At 60.4% G+C, this 21,667-nt stretch carries 17 protein-coding genes; 9 read left to right on the top strand and 8 right to left on the bottom strand.

What is annotated here, in order from left to right; translation table 11 throughout:
- Window positions 1-12: 12 nt before the first annotated feature.
- From KP701_RS06910 to KP701_RS06895, 4 genes are all read right to left on the bottom strand, one after another.
- Entirely contained in the window at window positions 13-2,001 is a 1,989-nt protein-coding gene (locus KP701_RS06910; RefSeq protein WP_215746484.1) for a GAF domain-containing protein, read from the bottom strand.
- 162 nt (window positions 2,002-2,163) lie between these two features.
- Window positions 2,164-3,204, bottom strand: a complete 1,041-nt coding sequence (locus tag KP701_RS06905; protein WP_215746483.1) for a WD40 repeat domain-containing protein — start codon at window positions 3,202-3,204, stop codon at window positions 2,164-2,166.
- The gene (locus KP701_RS06900) at window positions 3,201-4,199 is read right to left on the bottom strand and encodes a GTP-binding protein (protein ID WP_041111934.1); all 999 of its coding nucleotides are present in this window, start codon (window positions 4,197-4,199) and stop codon (window positions 3,201-3,203) included. The genes KP701_RS06905 and KP701_RS06900 overlap by 4 nt, the downstream gene beginning before the upstream one ends.
- A gap of 19 nt (window positions 4,200-4,218) precedes the next feature.
- Entirely contained in the window at window positions 4,219-5,550 is a 1,332-nt protein-coding gene (locus KP701_RS06895) for an O-antigen ligase family protein (protein ID WP_371818908.1), read from the bottom strand.
- Window positions 5,551-5,601: 51 nt separating this feature from the next.
- On the opposite strand from KP701_RS06895, the gene KP701_RS06890 reads away from it, so the two are divergent.
- Window positions 5,602-6,600, top strand: a complete 999-nt coding sequence (locus tag KP701_RS06890) for an aldo/keto reductase (RefSeq protein ID WP_215746482.1) — start codon at window positions 5,602-5,604, stop codon at window positions 6,598-6,600.
- A 2-nt stretch (window positions 6,601-6,602) separates the two neighbouring features.
- On the opposite strand, the gene KP701_RS06885 is transcribed toward KP701_RS06890, so the two are convergent.
- The gene (locus tag KP701_RS06885) at window positions 6,603-7,685 is read right to left on the bottom strand and encodes a glycosyltransferase family 4 protein (RefSeq protein ID WP_252345462.1); all 1,083 of its coding nucleotides are present in this window, start codon (window positions 7,683-7,685) and stop codon (window positions 6,603-6,605) included.
- A 118-nt stretch (window positions 7,686-7,803) separates the two neighbouring features.
- On the opposite strand from KP701_RS06885, the gene KP701_RS06880 reads away from it, so the two are divergent.
- From KP701_RS06880 to KP701_RS06870, 3 genes are all read left to right on the top strand, one after another.
- The gene (locus KP701_RS06880) at window positions 7,804-9,552 is read left to right on the top strand and encodes a bifunctional diguanylate cyclase/phosphodiesterase (protein ID WP_215746480.1); all 1,749 of its coding nucleotides are present in this window, start codon (window positions 7,804-7,806) and stop codon (window positions 9,550-9,552) included.
- Window positions 9,553-10,031: 479 nt separating this feature from the next.
- Window positions 10,032-11,015 carry a GDP-mannose 4,6-dehydratase gene (gmd, locus tag KP701_RS06875; RefSeq protein ID WP_215746479.1) on the top strand — a complete coding sequence of 328 codons (984 nt, stop codon included), beginning with the start codon at window positions 10,032-10,034 and terminating at the stop codon, window positions 11,013-11,015.
- 12 nt (window positions 11,016-11,027) lie between these two features.
- Window positions 11,028-11,936, top strand: a complete 909-nt coding sequence (locus tag KP701_RS06870) for a GDP-mannose 4,6-dehydratase (RefSeq protein WP_215746478.1) — start codon at window positions 11,028-11,030, stop codon at window positions 11,934-11,936.
- A 20-nt stretch (window positions 11,937-11,956) separates the two neighbouring features.
- Here the strand turns inward: KP701_RS06870 and KP701_RS06865 are convergent, their stop codons facing one another.
- Together KP701_RS06865 and KP701_RS06860 are read right to left on the bottom strand one after the other, a co-directional pair.
- Entirely contained in the window at window positions 11,957-13,189 is a 1,233-nt protein-coding gene (locus tag KP701_RS06865) for an HAD-IIIA family hydrolase (protein ID WP_215746477.1), read from the bottom strand.
- A 110-nt stretch (window positions 13,190-13,299) separates the two neighbouring features.
- Window positions 13,300-15,294 (bottom strand): hypothetical protein, encoded by a 1,995-nt coding sequence (locus tag KP701_RS06860; protein WP_215746476.1) that lies wholly within the window; start codon window positions 15,292-15,294, stop codon window positions 13,300-13,302.
- 402 nt (window positions 15,295-15,696) lie between these two features.
- Between KP701_RS06860 and KP701_RS06855 the strand changes: the two genes are divergently transcribed.
- The 5 genes from KP701_RS06855 (at window position 15,697) to KP701_RS06835 (ending at window position 21,238) form a co-directional block, all read left to right on the top strand.
- Window positions 15,697-17,172, top strand: a complete 1,476-nt coding sequence (locus KP701_RS06855; RefSeq protein WP_215746475.1) for a glycosyltransferase family 1 protein — start codon at window positions 15,697-15,699, stop codon at window positions 17,170-17,172.
- Window positions 17,169-18,539 carry a glycosyltransferase family 1 protein gene (locus KP701_RS06850; protein WP_215746474.1) on the top strand — a complete coding sequence of 457 codons (1,371 nt, stop codon included), beginning with the start codon at window positions 17,169-17,171 and terminating at the stop codon, window positions 18,537-18,539. The genes KP701_RS06855 and KP701_RS06850 overlap by 4 nt, the downstream gene beginning before the upstream one ends.
- A gap of 163 nt (window positions 18,540-18,702) precedes the next feature.
- Window positions 18,703-19,809: an S-methyl-5-thioribose-1-phosphate isomerase gene (gene mtnA / locus KP701_RS06845; protein ID WP_215746473.1), complete on the top strand. Its 1,107-nt coding sequence runs from the start codon at window positions 18,703-18,705 to the stop codon at window positions 19,807-19,809.
- Window positions 19,810-19,842: 33 nt separating this feature from the next.
- A complete protein-coding gene (locus tag KP701_RS06840) occupies window positions 19,843-20,262 on the top strand; it encodes a hypothetical protein (protein WP_215746472.1) in 420 nt (139 codons plus the stop codon).
- Between the two features lie 55 nt (window positions 20,263-20,317).
- A complete protein-coding gene (locus KP701_RS06835) occupies window positions 20,318-21,238 on the top strand; it encodes a DUF2272 domain-containing protein (protein ID WP_052327647.1) in 921 nt (306 codons plus the stop codon).
- On the opposite strand, the gene KP701_RS06830 is transcribed toward KP701_RS06835, so the two are convergent.
- A complete protein-coding gene (locus KP701_RS06830; protein WP_215746471.1) occupies window positions 21,214-21,642 on the bottom strand; it encodes a rhodanese-like domain-containing protein in 429 nt (142 codons plus the stop codon). The two genes, KP701_RS06835 and KP701_RS06830, sit on opposite strands and share 25 nt — an antisense overlap.
- Between the last annotated feature and the right edge of the window lie 25 nt (window positions 21,643-21,667).

Here is a 21,667-nt window from a genome sequence, read left to right as displayed (position 1 = left end):
CTCCGGTGTGTCTCAGACCGTCGCAAGCGACAGGATGGGGGCGGTCAGGTCTGCACATAAACCCGTTGGGGCGTAGTGAAGTTCCGTTTTCCCGTGCCGCCCCAGTCCGGCCTTCAGAAGACGCACGCCAAAGCCGGTGCGCGCGGGTGGCGTAACCTGTGGGCCACCGGCCTCACGCCATTGCAATGCCATGACGGCCCCTTCACCCGTGCCCGTCATCGTCCAGTGCAGGGACACCGTCCCCTCAGCAACACTCAGCGCACCGTATTTCATGGCGTTCGTCGCCAGTTCATGCAGCAGCATTGAGAAGGACGTCGCCGTATCCGGACCCAGCTTGAGAAACGGCCCCGAGACCTGAACCCTGTTCTCCACGCCCAGCGGCGTCAGCACCCCCTGCACCAGACTCGCCAGATCCGTGGACTGCCAGTTCCGGCGCATCAACAGATCATGCGCCGCACTCAGCGCCACCAGACGGGAGGTGAAGGTCGTGAGCGGCCCCTGATCATCCACGCTGCGGAACCCCTGATGCGCCAGGCTCTGCACGATGCTCAGCGTATTCTTCAGACGGTGCAGGATTTCATGATTGACGATCTCCTGACGCGTCTCGGCATCCCACTCATCCAGTGCCGCAAAAATCCGGTCTGCAGCAGTACGGATGAAGGACGTCTCGTCCAGCGTCCATTCCCGCGGAAGCGCGCTGTGAACGAACAGACAGCCCGTCAGTTCGCCATGATCCATTTTCGGGACGACAATCTGCGCCTCGATCTGCACCTCACGACAGGCCTCCCGTTCCTCGCGCATCCAGGACGGGCTGGAGAGATCATCCAGAATAAGGACGGCTCCACTGCGCAGGAAATCCGACGTCCGGCGAAAAGCCCTGAAGGAGAACGCGCCCGAAACCACCGGCATCCCCGGCGCGCACCATCCCTCATCGACGGTAAAGAGTTCGTCGCGTACCGTAATGGCCGCGAACCCGACACGTTGCACCTCCAGCCGCTGCCCCAGAAGGCGGCAGGACTCCGTCAGCGCCTGTCTGCGCGTCGTGGCCGTCCGCAGGGCATCGCCCACCGCCAGAAGAGTCGTCAGACGGCTGGTCGCATTCCGCTCGGGCGTGATGTCCTGGATTGTTCCGATCAGGCGAACGGGACGCCCCGCCTCATCACGGTCCAGCACACCCTGACGCAGGACCCAGCGTTCCCGCTGGTCATCCGCACGTACCACGCGATATTCGAGTTTCAGCGGTGCCGATCCGTCCAGCAACTGCGACAGGGCCGGGATCTGCGGCTTATCGTCTTCATGCACCTGCGCCACCCACTGCCGCACCGTTACGACATCCGTGACGGGCAGGCCGATGATGCGGCAGACTTCCGGGGAAACGGCGATGTCCCCGCTGGTCAGATCATATTCATAGATTCCGACCCCGCCGGCTGCACCGGCCGCCTGCTGGATGGCGTATTTTTCCAGGGTGTGCCGACGCTCCGCCTCCGCCTGTCTGGCCTGCCGGGTGGCGCGCTCCCTGCGGATCTGCTGCGCCGTCAGACGCCGCTCCTGCGCCACGGTTTCCCGACGCATCTCCATCAGTCGCATGGCCTGACGCGCCAGAGCCGCCAGCCCGTCACTTTCCGCCTGCGAGAGACCCTGCGGACGTGTCTGAAGATCCACGACGCACAGCGTGCCGAAAACCTCGCCTTCTGCGGTGAACAGCGGATAGCCTGCATAAAAGCGCAGACCCGGCTCCCCGCAGACGAGACCGTTCTTCCGCGTCTCGGGATCGGCCATCATATCGGGGATCACCACCGGAACCCTGCGCGCGATGACGGGAGCACATCCCGAATTGGCCAGGGCCCCGGACGGCTGATCCGTACCGACCCGCGCGGAAAACCAGAGCTGATCCCCGTCGAGAATACTCACCAGCGCGATCGGCGTGCGACAGACGGCCGCCGCCGCAATGGCAATGTCATCAAGGTCGAGATCCGAAAACGCCTTCAGATCCCCGTACATATTCAGATCAGCAGACCTCTCCGCCGGAAACGGCAGTGCGTCCGACGAAACCACGGTCTTCACAGACGCTTTTGGGGCGGGGTCCATGCTGGGCATGAGCGAACATACCGTGTTTCAGGGGCAGCAACAATTCATCAGAAAAGTTGCTGCCCCTTTCAGGCTTCAGCCCGCACTGGACAGGTCGATCGCCGCCAGAACACCCTCTTCGGTTCCGAACACCAGAGACCCGCCCTGTGGCGTGAAAGCCAGCGACGTCACCTTGCCCCGCTTCGTATCCTGTCCGGAGCACAGCGGCAGGACACGCTGGTCGCCCCCTCCGATTTCAGCCAGAACGACTGTCCCGTCCTCATAACCTGCCGCGATGATGTCCTCTTTCGGATTCGGACAGACCGCACTGACAAACAGCCCCGGCAGACGGGCCAGCTCGGCCGGCGCCTTGCCCATCGGCCCACCGCCAAAGAACGGCCACAGGATAATCGCATCCGCCCCGGCCGTCGCCAGCCAGCGGCCGTTGCGCGTGAAGGCCAGCGATTTCACCTGCTTCGGATAGCCGCTCATGCGCATGTTGTGCCCGTCCGACAGCCGCCAGCCATGCAGATCATTTTCCTGCATGGACGTCACCAGCGCCTCTCCGCCCGGATGAATGGCAATCGCGATATGACTGCCCTTCCATTCGAACGGCCGCACGGTATCGACCTTCGCCTGCACGAACCACATCGACGCGCCATTATAATGTGACGCTGCAATCCGCTTGCCCTTCGCATCGAACACGATGCCGGTCACGGTCGAAGGATGCTCCAGAACCTTCAGCGTCTGCCGCCCTTCCGCAGCCCGGACCTCGATCTGCTTGCCCGTCGAGAACGCCAGATGCCCCGTCATACTCGCCACACATTCGATCCAGCGCCGGCCCTCATGCAGGGTTTCGCTGCGTCCATCGGCGAAGGTCCGGACGAGCTTTGCGTCCTCGCCGCCGGACAGGAACGCATCAGGAGCGCAATCCTGCGCCAGACACAACCCGCCATCATGCGCCGCAACAACCGTCCAGCTTTCCGGATCCCGCAGACAGTCCCGAGGGATCAGCACAAGCTCCCCGTCCGCCGTCAACGCCGCAAAACTGTTGCCATTCCGTGCGGAAACCACATGCACGACCGGGCTCTCGAACCGGCACTCTCCGCCCCGGTCCGTCAGAAGATCGCCCATCATTCCGCAATGCAGCTTTCAAATCCGCGACGAAGCTGCGGACGGTTGAGATTGCGCCCGATGAACACCAGACGGGACTCCCGGCTCTCGCCCTCGCGGAACGGACCGATGAAATCGCCATCCGCCATCATGTGCACGGCCTGGAACGCAAAGCGGTCCTTCTCGCCCTTGAAGTGCAGGATGCCCTTGGCCCGCAGGATGTCCGCGCCCTGCTCCTGAAGGATCGCCCCGATCCACGCCTGAAACCTGCGCTGGTCGATCAGATCCTTGATGCTCAGGGAAATGCTGGTGATGCCCTCTTCGTGCGAGTGATGCTCGTTTTCCAGAAAATCCGGCATCGTCTTGAGCGCGCGCGTCAGATCGAAGCCGCCACGGTCAAGGATATCCGTCAGCTTGACGCCGCCATGCTGCGCCTCATGGATCTGCGCCACCGCATTGATCTTCCGCAGGCGTGCCACGATCTCCTTGCGGCGTTCTTCATCCGCAAGATCAACCTTGTTGAGCACGATCACATCCGCAAACGCGATCTGGTTCACGGCCTCGGGACTTTCGTCCAGCGTTTCCATGACGTTGAACGCATCCACAACCGTCACGACCGCATCCAGCCGCGCCTTCTCCCGCAGGTTCTCGTCCACGAAGAATGTCTGCGCGACCGGGGCCGGATCGGCCAGCCCGGTCGTCTCGACGATGATGCCGTCAAACCGGTTCCGGCGCCGCAGCAGACTGCCCAGAATGCGGATCAGATCCCCGCGCACCGTGCAGCAGATGCAGCCGTTGTTCATTTCGAACACTTCTTCATCGGCATCCACGACGAGGTCATTGTCGATCCCGAGTTCACCGAACTCGTTCACGACGACCGCATATTTACGGCCATGCTCGGCCGTCAGAATGTGATTGAGAAGCGTCGTCTTGCCGGCGCCGAGAAAGCCGGTGAGGACCGTCACGGGAACGGTTCCGGTCCGCGCCGGGGTCGCAGTAGTGTCAGGGGTGCTGGACATAAGGCCTCCGTAATCTGCCTTACGATATAGGCCGGTCCCTGCCTGCTTGAAACCCGTCCCCACCCCGGAATGTCCGATAGGCCAGCGCCAGCCCCAGAAGCAGGAAGCCCCATCCGCTCAGGGGCAGGTTCAGGAAGTCCGACGACGACGCGATCGGCCATTCCTGAATGAACACCGCCGCGAACAGTCCGATCGAAATTGCCGCGCCATTCCGCCCCGGCCAGATCGCCTTCAGCCATGTCGCGATCATCAGCACGAACAGGATGAGCCCCGGCACTCCGGCATTGACCAGTGCCTGAAGGTAATGGTTGTGCGGATGCTGCACACACAGATCCAGCCATCCCCGCTCCGGCACGGCTTCAGACAATCCGGAAATCCCATGGAACGTGGACGGGTCCGAACAGAAATGCCTGTAAGCATCATAACCCTGCCCGATCCATGGATGCGCCTGCGCCATCACGACCGCATGCGTATAGATTTCCCCATAAGGCGACTGTCCAAAATGCGTGAGCTGCTGCCGCGCCAGCGTCACGAGATGGAAGAAGCTGCCCGGCGAAAACACCCGCGCCACCAGAACCAGAACCGGCAGCATCGCCGCCGCCGCCAGCGCCGCCGGGCGCATCGGCCGGTAGAGCAGCGCACAGACACCAATCCCCAGCAGGGACAAGGCAAGCGGCATCCGCTGCCCGGCCAGAACCATGATCCCGACCGCCACAACCGTTGCCGTACAGAGCCCCAACGTCCGCACCAGACGGCTACGCGCCCCTTCCACCGCCGCACACCCGACCATCAGCAGCGGCAAAATCAGTCTGGACAGAGGTGCTGCAGCCCGCGGATGTTCATACGGCCCGGTCAGCGTTCCGTCATGAAAGCGCGGAATCCCGAACAGATTGCGCCCGAACACGGCCTGGATCAGCATCTGAAACGCGATATAGACCCCGCACGCACAGGCCAGCCACAACACCCGTCGGCGCCAGAGCGCATCCTTCAGAAGCCAGCAGCCCAGCGCAGCAGCAGCAAGAGGGAACCGGATCGCCAGCAGGGACTGAACCAGCGCCCCATGTCCCGGTGACACCCACAGCGTGCACAGCATCTGCCAGCCCCACCAGCAGAACGTGGCAACAACCCACGGCTCCCGGAACCAGTCCCATCCGCCCTGCCGCCGCCCGGTGAGGCCCGAATGCAGCAGAAGCAGCACGGCCAGAAGATCAAGATCGGCCTCACCTGCCACGCGCACATGCGTCAGGGCCAGAGGCAGGACCACGGCGGCCCAGCGGCCGATCCGGGTCAGGACAGAAGGAGAGAAACGCATCTGGCGTGGATGGAAGGTTTCCCGCTGCCATGCAACCACTTACAGTCCGAAGCGCTTTTTCGTTACCGTCCATTTCAAGTGGAGACACTCATGGCATCCGACACCATCCGCATCCCCGGCATCGACACGCCCCTCTCCCGCGTTGCCCTCGGCACCTGGGCCATCGGCGGCTGGATGTGGGGCGGCTCCGACGATGACAACGGTGTCCGCACCATTCACGCGGCCCTCGATGAAGGCATCAACCTGATCGATACCGCCCCGGTCTACGGCTTTGGCCATTCCGAAGAAATCGTCGGCCGCGCCTTGGCTGAAAAGCCCAACAAGGCTCATGTCGCCACCAAGCTCGGCCTGCACTGGGTTGGCGAAGACGAAAAGAACATGAAGGTCTTCCGGGATTCCCGCCCGGCCCGCATCCGCAAGGAAGTCGAAGACTCGCTGCGTCGTCTGCGCGTGGAGACGATCGACCTCGAACAGATCCACTGGCCCGACGACAAAACCCCGATCGACGAGAGCGCCCGCGAGCTTCAGAAACTCCATCAGGAAGGCAAGATCCGCGCCCTCGGCGTGAGCAACTTCTCTCCCGAGCAGATGGACATCTTCCGCGAAGTCGCCCCGCTCGCCACGATCCAGCCCCCGCTGAACCTTTTCGAACGCACGATTGAAAAGGACATCCTGCCCTACGCCGAAAAGCACAACGCCGTCGTTCTGGCCTACGGTGCCCTCTGCCGCGGCCTGCTGACAGGCAAGATGAACCGCGACACGACCTTCCCGAAAGACGACCTGCGTTCGAACGATCCGAAGTTCCAGAAGCCGAATTTCGAGAAGTATCTCGCAGCCGTGGACGAGTTCGAAAAGCTTGCCGAAAAGCGCGGCAAGTCGGTGATGGCCTTCGCCGTTCGCTGGGTTCTTGACCAGGGCCCCGTCATCGCCCTGTGGGGCGCTCGCAAGCCAGGTCAGGTCTCAGGCGTAAAGGACGTCTTCGGCTGGTCCCTGACCGACGAGGAAAAGAAAGCCGTGGATGACATTCTGGCCCGGCACATCCCCCATCCCATCGATCCGACCTTTATGGCGCCCCCGGCACGGGACTGACCTCAAAGCCGCGGCGGGCGGCGCGCGAATGCAATCGCCGCCCGCCTCAGTTCTTCCTGCCGGACACGGGCAGCCGCAACATCGAACAGCGCTGCCCGTTCCCGCCCCCGTTCTCCCAACCGGGTTCTGAGCCCCTCGTCGCCCATCAGACGGCTCAGAGCCTGTTCCAGAGCCCCGGCTTCGTCCGGCGCTGCAAGCAAAGCCGCATCTCCCACCAGATCAGGCAGCGCACCCACGGGTGACGCAACAACTGCCGCGCCACACCCCATGGCCTCCAGCGCAGTCATGCCAAAAGGCTCTTCCCAGCGACTGGGCACCACCACAACAGCCGCCCCGGCCATGGCCTCCAGCACATCATCATGAGGCCGGTATCCCGTCATCATGATCCCCACGGCCGCGGCCTGAGGCCTCAGCTTTTCCAGAAAAGGCGTTTCCGGGGAGTCAGGTCCAAAGCGGTCCGCCCCCATGATGACAGCCCGCCATCCCGGATATTGCGCCCGGATCGCCCCCCAGGCGCGGACAAACGCATCCACCCCCTTGTCCGCCACAACCCGCCCCGCGAACAACACTATTTTCTGCCGCAGACCGACCGTCGGCAATACGGACAGGTCGATACAGTTGGGCTGCACCTCCGTCCGGATCGGCCCGCATCCCTCACAAAAACGCCCGGTCACCCACTCCGAGACCCCACAGACCAGAACATGCCGGGCAAGATCTTCTCTCTGCCGGAGGGAACGCGCACCGCGCATGGTGCAGGGATCGTTATGAAGAATCAGTCTGACGGGCCCGAACCGGGCCAGAAAGCGTGCCAGATCGGGCCGATTGTGAATTTCCGTCAAAGCAGGGCGACAAAACCGCATCATCGCCACACAGGCGAAACGCAGACGCCAATTCCGTAAGAGCGGAACCCGGGGCAGGATTAACGGCCTGTATTGCCCACCGGGCAGAGGCGTACCAATCCGCCCCATCCCCGCCACAACATCCGAAAACTGCGCTTCCCGGCTGACAAGAAGGGAAATCGCCCCCGCATGCCCCGCCTCATAACGCTCCCGCGGCGGCAGAATGGTCAGGACGGGGTGCTGCATGATGGCCGGATCCTCGTTCAGAAACATTTTGTTTCAGTTTGGGCAGTTCATGACTGTCTGACATTTCCAGTTTCTTAACAGAAGCCGGGCCATCTTCTGGAGAGATAGAGGAACAGAAATGATTGTGCATATTTCCCAGAGGATCAGCCAGGAAGGAGCTCCACATCGTGTGGACGTCACCTTCCCGAAGACTGCGCCCCGGGGAAAGACACTCGGCAGCACATCACGAGAAAACATCACGGCGCTGTTTCCTATCCATCATCTCGCCGATGCCTCCAGCGAAGGACTGGCCATCCTCTATCGGGGCCGGATCATTGAGGCCAACAGGCCCCTTCTCTCCTGCGTTGGAACCGATCTCCAGAACGTCCCCTCCATCCGCGATATTCTTCCCGGAGCCCTGAAAACCCCACCGGATAACAGTTACCATCCCGGTGTCCTCCGCACCCTGGAAGGGCGGAGCTTTCAGGTCGAATTCCGACTGACGCCCCTTCGACGCAATGATCTGGACTGCCTGGCCCTGGCCGTCACGTTTCCCCCCTGCCTCTCCGCCTCCCGCAGCCTGTCCCCGGAGAGTGTCACGGGATTAGGCGGCCGGGAAGAGTTCGAGAAAGCCGTGAGCGCGTTTCTCGGCAACGGAACAACGCGCCAGCCTGCAGGGATCCTCCTGCACGCCAACATCAATCGTTTCCGCACCATTAACGAGCGTTATGGCACCCGCATCGCCGATAACGTTCTCAGCGAAATCGGGCAACGTCTTCGGGCTTTCCTGACCGAAGAGTGCATCGTCGCACGACTGGGCAGCGACGATTTCGGCATTTTCTGCCCCTTCCCTTACGAACACCCGGACCAGGCAACGCGCTGGGCCCAGATCGTCCGGGATATTTTCCACACCACCCTCTCGATAAACGGGCACAGGATCCATTTGACGGCCAGCATCGGATGCTGCCTCATCCCGTTCGACACCTATCGTTTCGAAACCGCCTGCCACTACGCAGAGCTGGCCCTGAACGAGGCACGCCGCCTTCAGTCGCCGGACTGGATCAGCTTCACCCCCCTCATGCAGGCCGATGTCCATCATCGCTCGGAGCTGGAACACGATCTGCAACGGGCACTTGAGACAAACCAGTTTTTTCTGGAGTTCCAGCCCCTGATCTGCCTCCGGACAAACCGGATCGAATGCGTTGAAGCGCTCCTGCGCTGGCAGCACCCCACAAGAGGGGTCATTTCTCCCAACGAGTTCATCCCCATAGCGGAAGAGAGCGGCCTCATCGTCTCGATCGGCCGCTGGGTGCTGCTCGAAGCCTGCGCCCAGGTCAGCAGACTGCCCTCGCATGTCAGGGTCGCCGTCAATATTTCCGCAGTCCAGTTCCTTCACGATGACATGTACGCCGCCGTAATCCAGACCCTGTTCCAGACAGGTCTGGCAGCGGAGCGGCTCGAACTCGAACTGACGGAAAGCATCTTTCTCGAGGCCGTGCAGCGCAATCTGGAAACCATGAGCAAGATCCGTGCTCTCGGCGTCAAAATCGTCATGGACGATTTCGGCATCGGGTTTTCAAGTCTCAATTACCTGCGCAGCTTCCCCTTCGACAGGATCAAGATCGACCGCTCATTCATCCGGGACATGCTGAACGACCCGCAGGCCCAGAGCATCGTCAGCGCCATCATGACACTGGGTCACGCCATGTCGATGGAAGTCATCGCCGAAGGCGTCGAAACCGCAGCCCAACTCGACATGTTGCGGCACACCTCCTGCAGCACGGCACAGGGCTTTCTGATGGGGCGCCCCGCCCCCCTCGCCAACCTGTCAGCCTATCCCGGAATGACCGATACTCCCGTCATATCCGGCCAGAACAGCAGCCCCTAGGCATCCGCCTCTTAACGCAGATCGGCTTTCCGCTCTCCGGCGAGACGCTCGCGCCTGAGCACACGCCGTGTCTCACGCAGCAGACGATACTTCTCCACGGCCGACAGCGCTGGCTTGCCCTCCGCTGCAGAGGACCGGCCATCCTGTGGCTCTGCAGGAATATGAAACGAAGACCTTTCAGGTTTCCTGTAAGATGCCATCATCTTTCCATTCATATATTTTGCTACAGATTGTAACCGGAACCCTTCCGAGCTGTCGAGAGGGTCCTGGTGCCTCCCTTACCTGCGATAGTGTGAGCATATTTCCGTCTCCCCAGACACCTCTTCGTGAGTTGCACAAGACAGTCCCTATTTCCGTCCCCGAGTGTCCCGGCAGGACCCGCTCAGACATTGACCACTGTGATACGGAAGGTTAACCCCTGAAACCCTACGAGCCCGTATTGTGGGCACAGACTGTCATCAAGCCGGACTGGGAAAAACATGCCTACAGCTCTCATTACAGGAATCACTGGCCAGGACGGCGCCTATCTCAGTCAGCTTCTGCTTGGAAAAGGCTACCGGGTCGTAGGCCTCCTGCGCCGTTCAGCTTCCGCGGATGTCATCGGCGAGCGTCTCCGCTGGCTCGGCATTCTGGATGATGTCGAGTTGCTCGACGGCAATATGACCGACCTGTCCTCGCTCATTCGCATTGTGGAAACCGTCAAGCCCGACGAAATCTACAACCTTGCCGCTCAGAGCTTCGTCGCCGCATCCTGGCAGCAGCCCCTGCTGACCGGAAATGTAACCGGCATGGGGGCCGTCAACATGCTTGAAGCAGCCCGCATCGTCAAAAGCGATGCCCGCTTCTATCAGGCGTCCTCTTCTGAAATGTATGGCCTGATCCAGGAGCCGGTACAGAACGAAAAAACGCCGTTCTATCCGCGCTCTCCGTATGCCGCCGCCAAGCTTTACGCGCACTGGATGACCGTAAATTACCGCGAGAGCTTCGGGATGCATGCCTCCTCCGGCATCCTGTTCAATCATGAAAGCCCGCTGCGGGGCATCGAATTCGTAACCCGCAAGGTTACGGACGGCGTCGCCCGCATCAAGCTCGGCTTGGCAAAAGAACTGGCTCTGGGCAATCTGGATGCCACCCGTGACTGGGGACATGCGCGGGATTATGTCCGTGCCATGTATCTGATGCTCCAGCAGGAAGTTCCAGACGACTACGTCATCGCAACAGGCCGCACCACAAGTATCCGTGACCTGTGTCGTATCGCCTTCTCTTCAGTTGGCCTGAATTACGAAGATCACGTTGTCACCAACCCGGCCTTCCTGCGTCCGGCAGAAGTCGAAGTACTCCTGGGCGATGCCAGTAAAGCGAAAAAAACTCTTGCCTGGGAGCCGGAAACCACGCTGGAAGAGATGATTACAGAGATGGTGGAAGCTGATCTGGCCCGCCACAGCAAACGCAACGGCCTTTAAGCGGACGGTCGTATGCGCCTTCTCATAACAGGGCTGAGGGGTTTTGTCGGACAGCACCTGCAACACCAAGTGCGGAAACGTTTCCCCGGCAGCGAGATTATGGCTAGCATCCCGGATATCCGGGATGCGCAGGCTGTTGAGAAGGTCATCGCTGCCGAAAAACCGGATCACTGCATCCATCTCGCCGCCGTTTCGACCATTGGGGCAGCCCGGAAATCTCCGGACCACGCGTGGGACGTCAATCTGCACGGAACGCTCAATGTCGCACGCGCCATGCTGCGCCATGTTCCACACAGCACTTTCCTCTTTGCCTCGACGGCGGAAGCCTATGGCACCACGTTCCAGCTCGGGACGGCCCTAAGCGAGGATGCCCCCCTCGCCCCGGGCAATACGTATGCCGCGACCAAGGCTGCTGCCGATCTGGCCCTGGGCGCAATGGCCAGAGAGGGCCTACGGGTTATCCGGATGCGTCCGTTCAACCATACCGGTCCCGGCCAGTCTCCCGATTTCGTGGTTCCGGCCTTTGCATCCCAGATCGCACGCATCGCGAAAGGGCTTCAGAAACCGGAAATCAGCGTCGGCAATCTGGACGCCCAGCGCGACTTTCTCGATGTGCGCGATGTGTGCGACGCCTATCTTGATGTCCTCACAGCGAAGAAGCCTCTGACACCAGGCACGATCTTGAATGTGTGCTCTGGTGAGACGCGTTCCATTCGCTCCATTCTGGACGATCTTCTGGTCATCAGCGGCATCAATGCCGAGATCGTCACGGATCCTGACAGGTTACGCCCCTCGGATATCCCGGTTGCCCGAGGCGATGCGACACTCATCGCCTCGACCTTGGGATGGAGACGGCAGATCGCATGGGAAGACACCCTGCGTGATGTCTATGAAGACTGCATGCGAAAGACGACGGCCTGACCCTCAAGGGACGCCGGGAGTCAGAAACCCTCCCTTGAAGCGATCAGTTCTGCGAGCAACGCAGGCCCCACGGTAACGCCTTCCATACCCGCTGCGCGAGCGGCAGCCATATCGGAAGGCTGATCCCCGAACATGAGGCAGCTGGATGGACATAATTCCCACCGCTTCATCAAGTCGAGAAGCATCCCTGGTCCGGGTTTGCGATCCATACTCGCCCCGCGGTATTTTTCAATAATCGCCTCAGGGTGCATGGGACAATATCTCCAGTCATCAATATTTCCACCGTATTCCCGGATACTGTCGATCACCCAGTCCATGAGATGCTCAAGATCGCGCTCGGAATAAAAACCGCGCGCAATCCCGGACTGGTTCGTTACGATAAAAATATGATATCCACAATCCGCAATGCGGGCGATGGTTTCGCGGACATTGCTTTCCCATTCAAACCGCTTACGTGTTCCGACCCAGCCATGATCGCGGTTGATAACACCATCCCGATCGAGAAACACTGCCGGCCGAAGCAGGGTCCCAGACACATCCAGAGCCTGGATCTCATCGTCGGCCATCTTCCCGATATCCCAGAACGTCCCCGAAAGCGGCACAGCTCTCAGGTTACGATTTCGCACGAGAGCCGGAAGAACATCTTTTTCCAGAGAACAGTTTTCAATCAGATGATCGAAAACCGAATGATCAAAAATATAAATGCCGCTGCTGGCAAATCCCACCGCACTGGACCGAGCAGGCTCAAAATATAAATCTTCCACATATTCGCCATCAGGCTGCAGGCGAACATTGCCGTAACGACTCAGGCAGTCGGCAGATCTGACAAGGACCGAGTTGCCTTCTCGCGCCTGTTGCAGAAAACGCGAAAGATTACCCGAAAACAGCGCTTCTCCGTGACAGAAAAAAAAACGCTCCTGCAGCAAGGGCTCTGAATTCAGAAGGGCGCCCCCCGTTCCCGAAGAAAAAGGACAGGTACTCAGAATAATTTCAGGCTGCTTTGGCAAAAAGGAACGGATCTGTTCGATCACGTCTTCAAGCTGAGCAGAGCAGGAAGATACCAGAACAACAAATTCCTCGACCCCGAAGCGCTGCATTTCCCGCATTAACCAAGCCAGAAACGGCCTGTCTCCACATGGAGCAAGTGCCTTGGAACGCGCGCTTTCTGCCGGCAAAGAAGCAGATACGCCATCTTCAAGAACAATTACACACTGCCGAACGGTAATTCCCCCCACGAAATCATCCCACCTCATTCAAAATCCAGCGCCAGATTTCCATGCTGCAGAAATCATCATGGAAATACAGAATTCAATTCTTATATCCATCCTCCGTAAAAGCATCGAAAACTCCCTCTCATGTAGCATCAGCGCCGACCAATCAGGAGAGAAAGGGCCCGCTGATCCATATTGATCCCCTCCTTTGCGGGGACAAACACCTTATCTGCCCGGATGATCGTCCTGCTGTTGGCCGGAAGATCGATCACCGTCTTCGCTCCCGGCTGAAAATCAATATGTCGTACAATACTGCCTGTAGAGACCGACACTCCGGGCGAAGAAACGGTATAAGGCCGGCCAATTTCAAGCCGCCCTGGCACAACACCCGTCTCGACCACGATCTGCTGCCCCATCCAGTTCACTTCAGCGGAACTGGGCCAATAGTCTCCCGAGATGTGAAAGAGCGGCAGCGTCTCGCGCGGGGGAACCCGCACGATGATCATGTCTCCAGCCCGTTCCACGGGCCAGTGTATTCCGAGGATCGCCTGCCTCAATACGTCCTTCGTCCTGGGCCCGATAACAATAGCGGTCGCGTGATGAGCGACGCAGTAAAAACCCAGTTGCTCATCAAAATGTGGCGGTATGGCGTTATTCAGAAAGGCTGAAAGAACAGCGTCATTATGTTCACTGGTCGGAGTATAGCCAAGATATCCGCCCGTCTGCCGGAAGGCGTAACCGGACTGAAGCTGCCACGCCATGGAATGATCCAGATAACCGAACGGCAGTACCACCAGGACGGGATCGTTTCCGAAATGACGCTTTATACTGGCCTCGGTGAAAAACGGACTGGACGTCGTCGCTTCCCAGCCCTGCGCGGCCGGAGCGGGAAACAGGAACAGAAACCCACACAGAACAACGCCATAGCGACTGAGTGACTGGCGTTGCGCGAGAAATACCGCACACAGGACAGCCAGAGCCAGACTGGTAAACATCGCAAATCTGACTGGAAGAACCGAACTCACAACCGGCAGATGGTCCACGAGATGCCATGGCAGGGGAACATGAACGACGTTCTTCCCCACATGGAGGACACCGCCCAGCGAGAAAAGAACGGAAATCCAGAATACCAGCACACACCGTTTTGCCAGAAGCGAACTCCGGAAGGCGATGGTTGAAAAATAGACGGCCAGAAGAAAAAACGGCAACCCGATATAAGCGTCCTGCTCACTGATATTCCCCGTAAACTGATCGGATATCGAACTGAACAGTACCCCACCGGGAAACGTCACCGGCGTGGGAACCAGAAAATTGAGAATGTCCGCAGAATAGAAATCAGCATCATTCAACTGCCCCGGTACGACCTTCATACCCTTGATCAGATAGAATAAAAACGGCGATGCAAGAATAACCGTTACAATCCCGGCAAGCACAACATCACATGCCAGCAGAAAATAAATGTGTCGTACCTTAGCCGGCGCAGTCGCCACAAACACACACCAGGTCACAACTCCCATCACAGCAGACGTAAACAGGACCTCCGTGGAGATGCCGAGCTGGAGCAAGGCCGTCATCGACAGCGCCGCAATAAAGCGGGGTCTTGTGATCGTCTGGTCGAGATAGGCTTTGCACACAAGCAGACAGAGCGGAACAAGCGCAATGCTCGTCAGATTGAGATGACCAAGCGACTGCCCCATCTCATACGGCGAAAACCCGAAAACCAGCCCCCCCAGAAACGCCGGCCCCCAGCGTCCGGTCACGGACTGCAGCAACAGGAATGCCGCGAAAGCCGCACAGGCAGGAGCCAGTACGATCACAAGATTGGTTGTCAGAACCGGGCCACCCAGCCATGTCAGAGGCGCCAGAAGAAGCCCGAACGTCGGCAATGCGGTTGCCCAGGTCAGATTATAGCCCAGGCCATTCCACGCCAGATCTGTCACAAACGGATTGATGCCGTGTCCGATGGACCAGGGCCACCAGTAAAGCATCCAGGCAAAGGACTCCACATCCGCCCCCATACCAATCAGGTGGTGACGCAGGGAAAACCCTTTGACGAGCAGTAAGGCAGAAAGTGCGAAATAGAGCACGAACGCACCGGTTCGTATCTTTGTGGCAGCTTTCACGAGACAGCAATCATTGGCAAACATCCGTTTCTTTTTCTAACCGTCTTAAGGAACGGTCAGAAAAAAAACGAGCCTGCTTCGGGGACGACCACGTTCCCGAGGGACAAAACGCGGGAACTCACGGGGTCATGGTTACGGGGCCGCGAAAAATCAGCCCCGTCCCCTTGCCCTACAGAGCCTTTGCAGCCGAATACTTCAGAAAACGCTCGGGGTTCCCGAATGTATTTCCAGATGAAATAAAATATGTCGGAAATATGTCGCAAGTTTTATGAAATGTATCCCCAGAATATTCAGGGAAAATACTCACCTGCCTGCGACGTTATGGCCACCCCTTGCCCACAAGACGATGATTCTTCTATAACATCGCGTTAACGATATTTGAAAGACCGACGATTTCGTCGGCAATAGCGAAGCCAGTTCGGACACATGACCAAAGAGTACACCATCTGGATCGATGTCGAAGATATCTTCCGGTATTTCGAAAACAACACTCGCCCCAGCGGCATCCAGCGTCTTGTGTTCGAAATACTCAGTGTCATCCGCCACCAGGCTGCCGCAAAACCGGATATTGGCCGTATCGTTCTTACCCGCCGGAACACAGGTGCCCCCCCCGAGACAGGCCCTCTCCTTTCTCCCGTTTCCTTTGACGCGCTGAACACGCTTTTTTCCACCCATACCGACGAAACAACGCCCACTCGGGCAGGGGAACGCAGCGCTGCCCATGCGCCGTCCCACTCCCTGATGCGCCGTCTGCGTCATGCCGTTATCCGGCGCATCGAGAGCCTGCCGCCGGAACTGGCACGTCCGCTCCTGAACCTCGCCGTCAATCAGCTCAGAGCCCTGCAGCTCTTACGCCGTTACGCCCGCGCGAAGTTCCAGCGGGCCACCCCGTCGCGCAACACAGTGCAGGCTCCCCTGTCCCCAACCGCACCCGCAGCCACTTCGGCCGACGTCCCAAAACCCGGTGATATCTTCCTGATCCTCGGTGCGGCATGGTCTGAACCCGATTTCGGCGAACGTCTGGCCCGGATGCGCAAGGCCTACGGCATCCAGCCTGTCCTGCTGCTTTATGATCTCATTCCTGCCGTCCGGCCGGAATGGTGCGCGATTTCCCTGATCCGGGATTTCCGGCACTGGCTCGACACAACCCTTCCCCAGTGCGGTCGCCTTCTGGCCATCAGCCACGCCACGGCTGAGACCGTAGAGGATTACGCCCGCAAACAGCGCCTGAAACTGCTGGCGCCCGTACAGACCATCCCGATCGGCAGCGGCTTCGGGCCACCCCGCAAGGTCGGGAACGAACGTCCCAAGGGCCTTCCCGCGAAAGGCAGCTATGTGCTGTTCGTGTCCACCCTTGAGGCCCGCAAGAACCACCTGCTGGCATTCCGCATCTGGCGCCGTCTCGTGACGGAGCTGCCGCGGGATCAGGTCCCGACCCTCGTCTTTGCGGGCCGGGTCGGCTGGCTCGTCTCCGACCTCATGCAGCAGCTTGAAAATACCGAATGGCTGCGGGGGAAAATCCGTCTTCTCCGTGACCCGTCAGATGAGGAACTGGCCCATCTGTACGATGGCTGCATGTTCACGATCTTCCCGTCCCTTTATGAAGGCTGGGGACTGCCCGTGACCGAGAGCCTCGTCAACGGACGCCCCTGCATCGCGTCGAACACGACTTCCATTCCCGAAGCGGGCGGCCCACTGACGCGATACTTCAACCCCGAAGACCTCGACGACGCCTATCGTGTCGTCCGGGAGACGATCGAGGACAGGGCCGGCCTGAAAAAATGGCAGGACGAGGTCCGCGAGCAGTTCCAGCCCGTCCCCTGGGAACGCAGCGCGGATGCAATCCTCGACGCCTGCCATTCCGCCCATCTGATGGGTCGTATGAACGGACAGACATCATGACCCTGTGGATCGACATCGACGATCTGCTGCATCACCTGCTGCATCACAGCCGGCCAAGCGGCATCCAGCGCGTCGTGTTCGAAATCGGTTCCGCCCTGCGCAACCTCGCCGGTCACAATGTCCAGTTCGTGCGCCGTGGCTCTGGTGCCAGTGATGCCCGGGATTTCAGAACCGTCGACTGGACCATGGTCGAAACCGTGTTCCGCGAAGCCACCAACAGCAGCGTCAAACCCGGGTCGTCCTCGGTCAATGCCCCGCCCCTGACAGTCCAGGCGCTCGAACAGGTTGCGCCGGAAGACACGCTCTCCGCCTTCCTGCGGACGGAAAGCCGGATCCTGAAAGGTCTCGCGGGGCTCCCCCGCACATTCGCACGGCTGGGTCTGAAAGCTCTCCAGACCCGCCTCGAAGCGCGCCGCGCCCGGCCTGAATTGCCGACCTTTTCGGAAGGCACACAGCTCGCAGATGTCGCCCGTCCCGGTGATGTCTTCCTGACCCTCGGCTCTCCCTGGCACCACGCCAGTTACAGCCAGACCGTCAGATGGCTGCGCGACGACCTGCGGCTCTCCTATGCGCTGCTCATGTACGACCTGGTCCCGATCCGCTGTCCGGAATGGTGCAACCGCGGCATCATCACGACTTTCCGCGCCTGGCATCAGGACATCCTGCCTCTCGCAGATACGCTTTTCGCCATCAGCCACGCCACGGCAAAAGACGTACGGGCGTATCTTGCGGAACAGGACATCGGCACGGATATTCCTGTCCATCCCATTCCCCTGGGGACCGGGTTTGGTCTTTCCGATGGGGGTATGAGTGCGGAAGCGCTGGTGCGTGAGCCTTATGTGCTGTTCGTATCGACCATTGAGGCCCGCAAGAACCATGCCCTTCTCTTCCGGGTCTGGAGACGAATGCTGGAAGAGATGCCGGCGGAGCGGGTGCCAACCCTTGTTTTTGCCGGACGGGAAGGCTGGCTGGTTTCCGATTTCATGCAGCAGCTCGAAAACGCGGACTGGCTGAAGGGCAAGATCCGGTTCATCCGGAATCCGACGGACGAAGACCTGCGCCGCCTTTACGCCGATTGCAGCTTCACCGTTTTCCCGTCCTTCTTCGAAGGCTGGGGTCTGCCCGTGACGGAAAGCCTCTCCATGGGGCGCCCGTGCGTGGTGTCCAACACGACCTCCATTCCCGAAGCAGGCGGGCCGCTCGGACGATATTTCAGCCCCTACAGCCTTGATGAGGCCTATACGGTGATCCGCAAGACGATCGAGGATCCCGAGGGGCTGGCGGCATGGACGGCGAAGGTCCGGGCCGAATTCCGGCCTGTTCCCTGGGAAGACAGCGCCCGGGCCATTCTCGACAGGGTTCTCTGAATCTCTCTCGCGTGAAAGTTTCATGCGAAGGGTCTTGAGTTAGGGCGGCGGATCACGCACATGCAGGAACCTCTGGTCCAGCATGTCGCGGGCCGCGCGTGCCCCTGTTCCTGCGGGCCGGTCAGCGACCCACCCTCCTTTTCCGTCCGCAAGGAGCGTTCCCTTGAAAATCAACGGCATTTCCTATCGCAGTCTCTGGCGCCCTTCCGATGATGCGGGCAGCATCCGGATTTTCGATCAGACCCGCTTTCCCTGGAACGTGGAGATCCTGGAGCTTCGGGATGTGGGCGCCGTCGCTGACGCCATCACCAGCATGCAGGTGCGTGGCGCGCCGCTGATTGGGGCGGTTGCAGCCTATGGGCTGGTCTTCGCGCTTCAGGACGATGCGTCGGACGAGGCTCTGGAGAAGGCCGCGGCCTTTCTGGTGGCCACACGCCCGACGGCCATCAACCTGCGCTGGGCCATCGAACGGATGGTTGCGCGTCTCAAAGCCGTGCCGCCGACGGAGCGCGTGGCGGCGGGTTATGTCGAGGCCGATGCGATCTGTGATGAGGACGTGCAGGTCAATGAGGCCATCGGCCGTCACGGGCTGGAGCTGATCCGCGAGATCTGGGAACACAAGGGCCATCAGGGACAGGTGAACCTGCTGACCCACTGCAATGCCGGCTGGATCGCAACCGTGGACTGGGGCACGGCACTCGCGCCCATCTACATGGCACATGACGAAGGCATCCCGGTGCATGTCTGGGTGGACGAGACGCGCCCGCGCAACCAGGGCAGCCTTCTGACCGCCTGGGAGCTCGGCAGCCACGGCGTGCCGCATACCGTGATCGCTGACAATGCCGGCGGGCATTACATGCAGGCCGGTCGTGTGGACATGGTCATTGTCGGCACCGACCGTGTGACCGCTCAGGGGGACGTGGCCAACAAGATCGGCACCTATCTCAAGGCCCTCGCGGCCCACGACAACAATGTCCCGTTCTGGGTGGCGCTGCCGTCCTCGACGATCGACTGGCGCGTCCGCGATGGCGTGAAGGAAATCCCGATCGAGGAGCGCAGCGCGGACGAAGTCCTGTTCATGACGGGACTGGACAGCAACGGGGAAGCCGGCCGCGTGCGGATCGCACCGCAGGGCAGCCCGGCGGCAAACCCCGCCTTCGACGTAACGCCTGCGCGGCTCGTGACGGGTCTCATCACCGAACGCGGCCGCTGTGAGGCTTCGGAGGCTGGTCTGCAGTCCCTCTTTCCCGAGCAGACGAAAGCCCTCTGACGGGTGTCCTCCTGCCAGGAGCGGGACTGCGTAATGCCCGCTCCTGTTCCGGTCTCCGGGGAACGACCTGCGGCCCTCCTTCCACTATGGTTCCGCATCATACGGGGTTTCCTGACGGCCAACGTCATTGCCGGAATGGTCGCGAGTGTCTTTCTTCCGGGTATCGGGCTCGGCGCTGGCATGTCCCTGTCCAGCCCCGCCAACGAGCCGCTTTTCGGATGGTGCCTGCTTTTCTACCTCCTGCTCCTGCCGGTCATCTGCATCGTTACGGTCATGCTCCTCTTCAGAACAGCGCCCATGTCTCGGATGCGGATGATCGTGAACACGCTGGTTTCGACAGTTCTGCTCGGCATCTGGTTCCTTCCCACGGGCGTGCCACTGCTTGCGAAAGCCTGTACGGAAATCATGGCAGCCTATGCGACCAGCCATGCCCCGCTGAGCGCCCGTCCTTGACGCCCCGGTCGTCTTGGCCCTTCATTCAGCCTGGGAAACAGATCCCCCAACGAGGATAACAGTGCCAGATTCGCATATTTTCAGGCGAGCAGCTGCTACGGCCGCCCTGCTCGCACTGGCTGCATGTTCCAGCCAGCAGAGTGTCCGCCCGTACCCGGCCCGCACGCCGAACGCCCAGTATGCGAACGGAACCACTGGTCCGGCTGGCTATGACAGCCACGTCCCGGATTTTGCCACCCGCAATTTCGAGCCGTTCAACCGGCAGGACGTCGCGGCCATCGCCCTGCGCGAATGGCGGATGTTCGGCTCCCCCGTCTCGGACGACGACCCCGAAGACCGTCCAGAACCCACCGATGCCGCACTGAAGCCCGAGCGCCTCCCCGGCCTGTGGCAGCGCGTTGGCGAATATTGGTGGATCGGACAGGACCCGTATGAGACGGAAGTCGGCTGGACAGGCAAGACGGACTCCCAGGGCACCCGTTTTGAAATCGAGCATGACGGCCATTACGCCTGGTCCGCAGCTTTCATTTCCTATGTAATGCGTGTTGCCGGAGCCAACGACCGCTTCCCGTATTCGCCCAATCACTCGACCTATATCAACGCCGCTGCCAGCGGGCAGTCCAGCGGTGTCACAGCCCATGATCCGGGAACCTATGCGCCGAAGATCGGCGACCTGATCTGCGTCGGGCGCGGACGCAGCAAGACCGTCACCTTCTCCATGCTGCCCACGAGCTACGGCTTTCCGGCGCATTGCGGCATCGTGTCCGCGACCAACCAGAACGCCCAGCCCTTCGGTCATGAGCTGAGCATTGTCGGCGGCAACGTGGATGATGCCGTGGCGCTCACCCATGTTCCCACGGACGCCAACGGCATGATCGCCGATGGCTCAGGGCACAGCTATGACAGCCGTTATCCGTGGTGTGCCGTGCTGGAAGTCCATTACGACGCGGATCAGGAACCCGACAGCGGCATGTAAGAGGACGGCAGACCGCTGGAGCGCCAGCCCTTGCCGGGGCCGTGCTGGTCCTCGAATCCGTCCACGATATTGCTGACATCCGCATAACCGGCGTTTTCCGCCAGAAGTGCGGCATGATGCGAGCGCACACCCGACCGGCAGAGGAACAGCAGCGGCGTCTGCTGGTCGGGGACGGCTTCGAGCAGCGCTTCCACGAATTCCTGCTGGCGGTCCGGCTGCCAGGTGATGCACAGAAGCGGCGCGGTCATCGCATCCGCGTCCGGCAGGCCCACATGCATCCATTCCGGCGGTGTCCGGACATCTACCAGAATGGGGCGCGGCGTGCCTTCATCGGCATTGCCGGCAGCGTTTTCAGGGTCTTTTTCAAGCATTTCCCATGCCTGTCTTGCCGTCAGGACCTTCATGCTCTTCCTCATCCTTCCAAAACGC

The sequence above is a fragment of the Gluconobacter sp. P1C6_b genome, from assembly GCF_018811945.1.
Taxonomy (GTDB): Bacteria; Pseudomonadota; Alphaproteobacteria; order Acetobacterales; family Acetobacteraceae; genus Gluconobacter.
Note: the sequence above shows the minus strand (reverse complement) of the source record. Positions and strands in the feature narration are given on the sequence as shown.

Coding starts and splice junctions, on each gene's coding strand:
- KP701_RS06885 (WP_252345462.1), bottom strand. CDS start 7,685: ATGCAGCACCCCGTCCTGACCATTCTGCCGCCGCGGGAGCGTTATGAG.
- KP701_RS06910 (WP_215746484.1), bottom strand. CDS start 2,001: ATGTACGGGGATCTGAAGGCGTTTTCGGATCTCGACCTTGATGACATT.
- KP701_RS06865 (WP_215746477.1), bottom strand. CDS start 13,189: ATGAGGTGGGATGATTTCGTGGGGGGAATTACCGTTCGGCAGTGTGTA.
- KP701_RS06850 (WP_215746474.1), top strand. CDS start 17,169: ATGACCCTGTGGATCGACATCGACGATCTGCTGCATCACCTGCTGCAT.
- KP701_RS06905 (WP_215746483.1), bottom strand. CDS start 3,204: ATGATGGGCGATCTTCTGACGGACCGGGGCGGAGAGTGCCGGTTCGAG.
- gmd (WP_215746479.1), top strand. CDS start 10,032: ATGCCTACAGCTCTCATTACAGGAATCACTGGCCAGGACGGCGCCTAT.
- KP701_RS06900 (WP_041111934.1), bottom strand. CDS start 4,199: ATGTCCAGCACCCCTGACACTACTGCGACCCCGGCGCGGACCGGAACC.
- KP701_RS06870 (WP_215746478.1), top strand. CDS start 11,028: ATGCGCCTTCTCATAACAGGGCTGAGGGGTTTTGTCGGACAGCACCTG.
- KP701_RS06890 (WP_215746482.1), top strand. CDS start 5,602: ATGGCATCCGACACCATCCGCATCCCCGGCATCGACACGCCCCTCTCC.
- KP701_RS06855 (WP_215746475.1), top strand. CDS start 15,697: ATGACCAAAGAGTACACCATCTGGATCGATGTCGAAGATATCTTCCGG.
- KP701_RS06830 (WP_215746471.1), bottom strand. CDS start 21,642: ATGAAGGTCCTGACGGCAAGACAGGCATGGGAAATGCTTGAAAAAGAC.
- KP701_RS06880 (WP_215746480.1), top strand. CDS start 7,804: ATGATTGTGCATATTTCCCAGAGGATCAGCCAGGAAGGAGCTCCACAT.
- KP701_RS06840 (WP_215746472.1), top strand. CDS start 19,843: ATGCCCGCTCCTGTTCCGGTCTCCGGGGAACGACCTGCGGCCCTCCTT.
- KP701_RS06860 (WP_215746476.1), bottom strand. CDS start 15,294: ATGTTTGCCAATGATTGCTGTCTCGTGAAAGCTGCCACAAAGATACGA.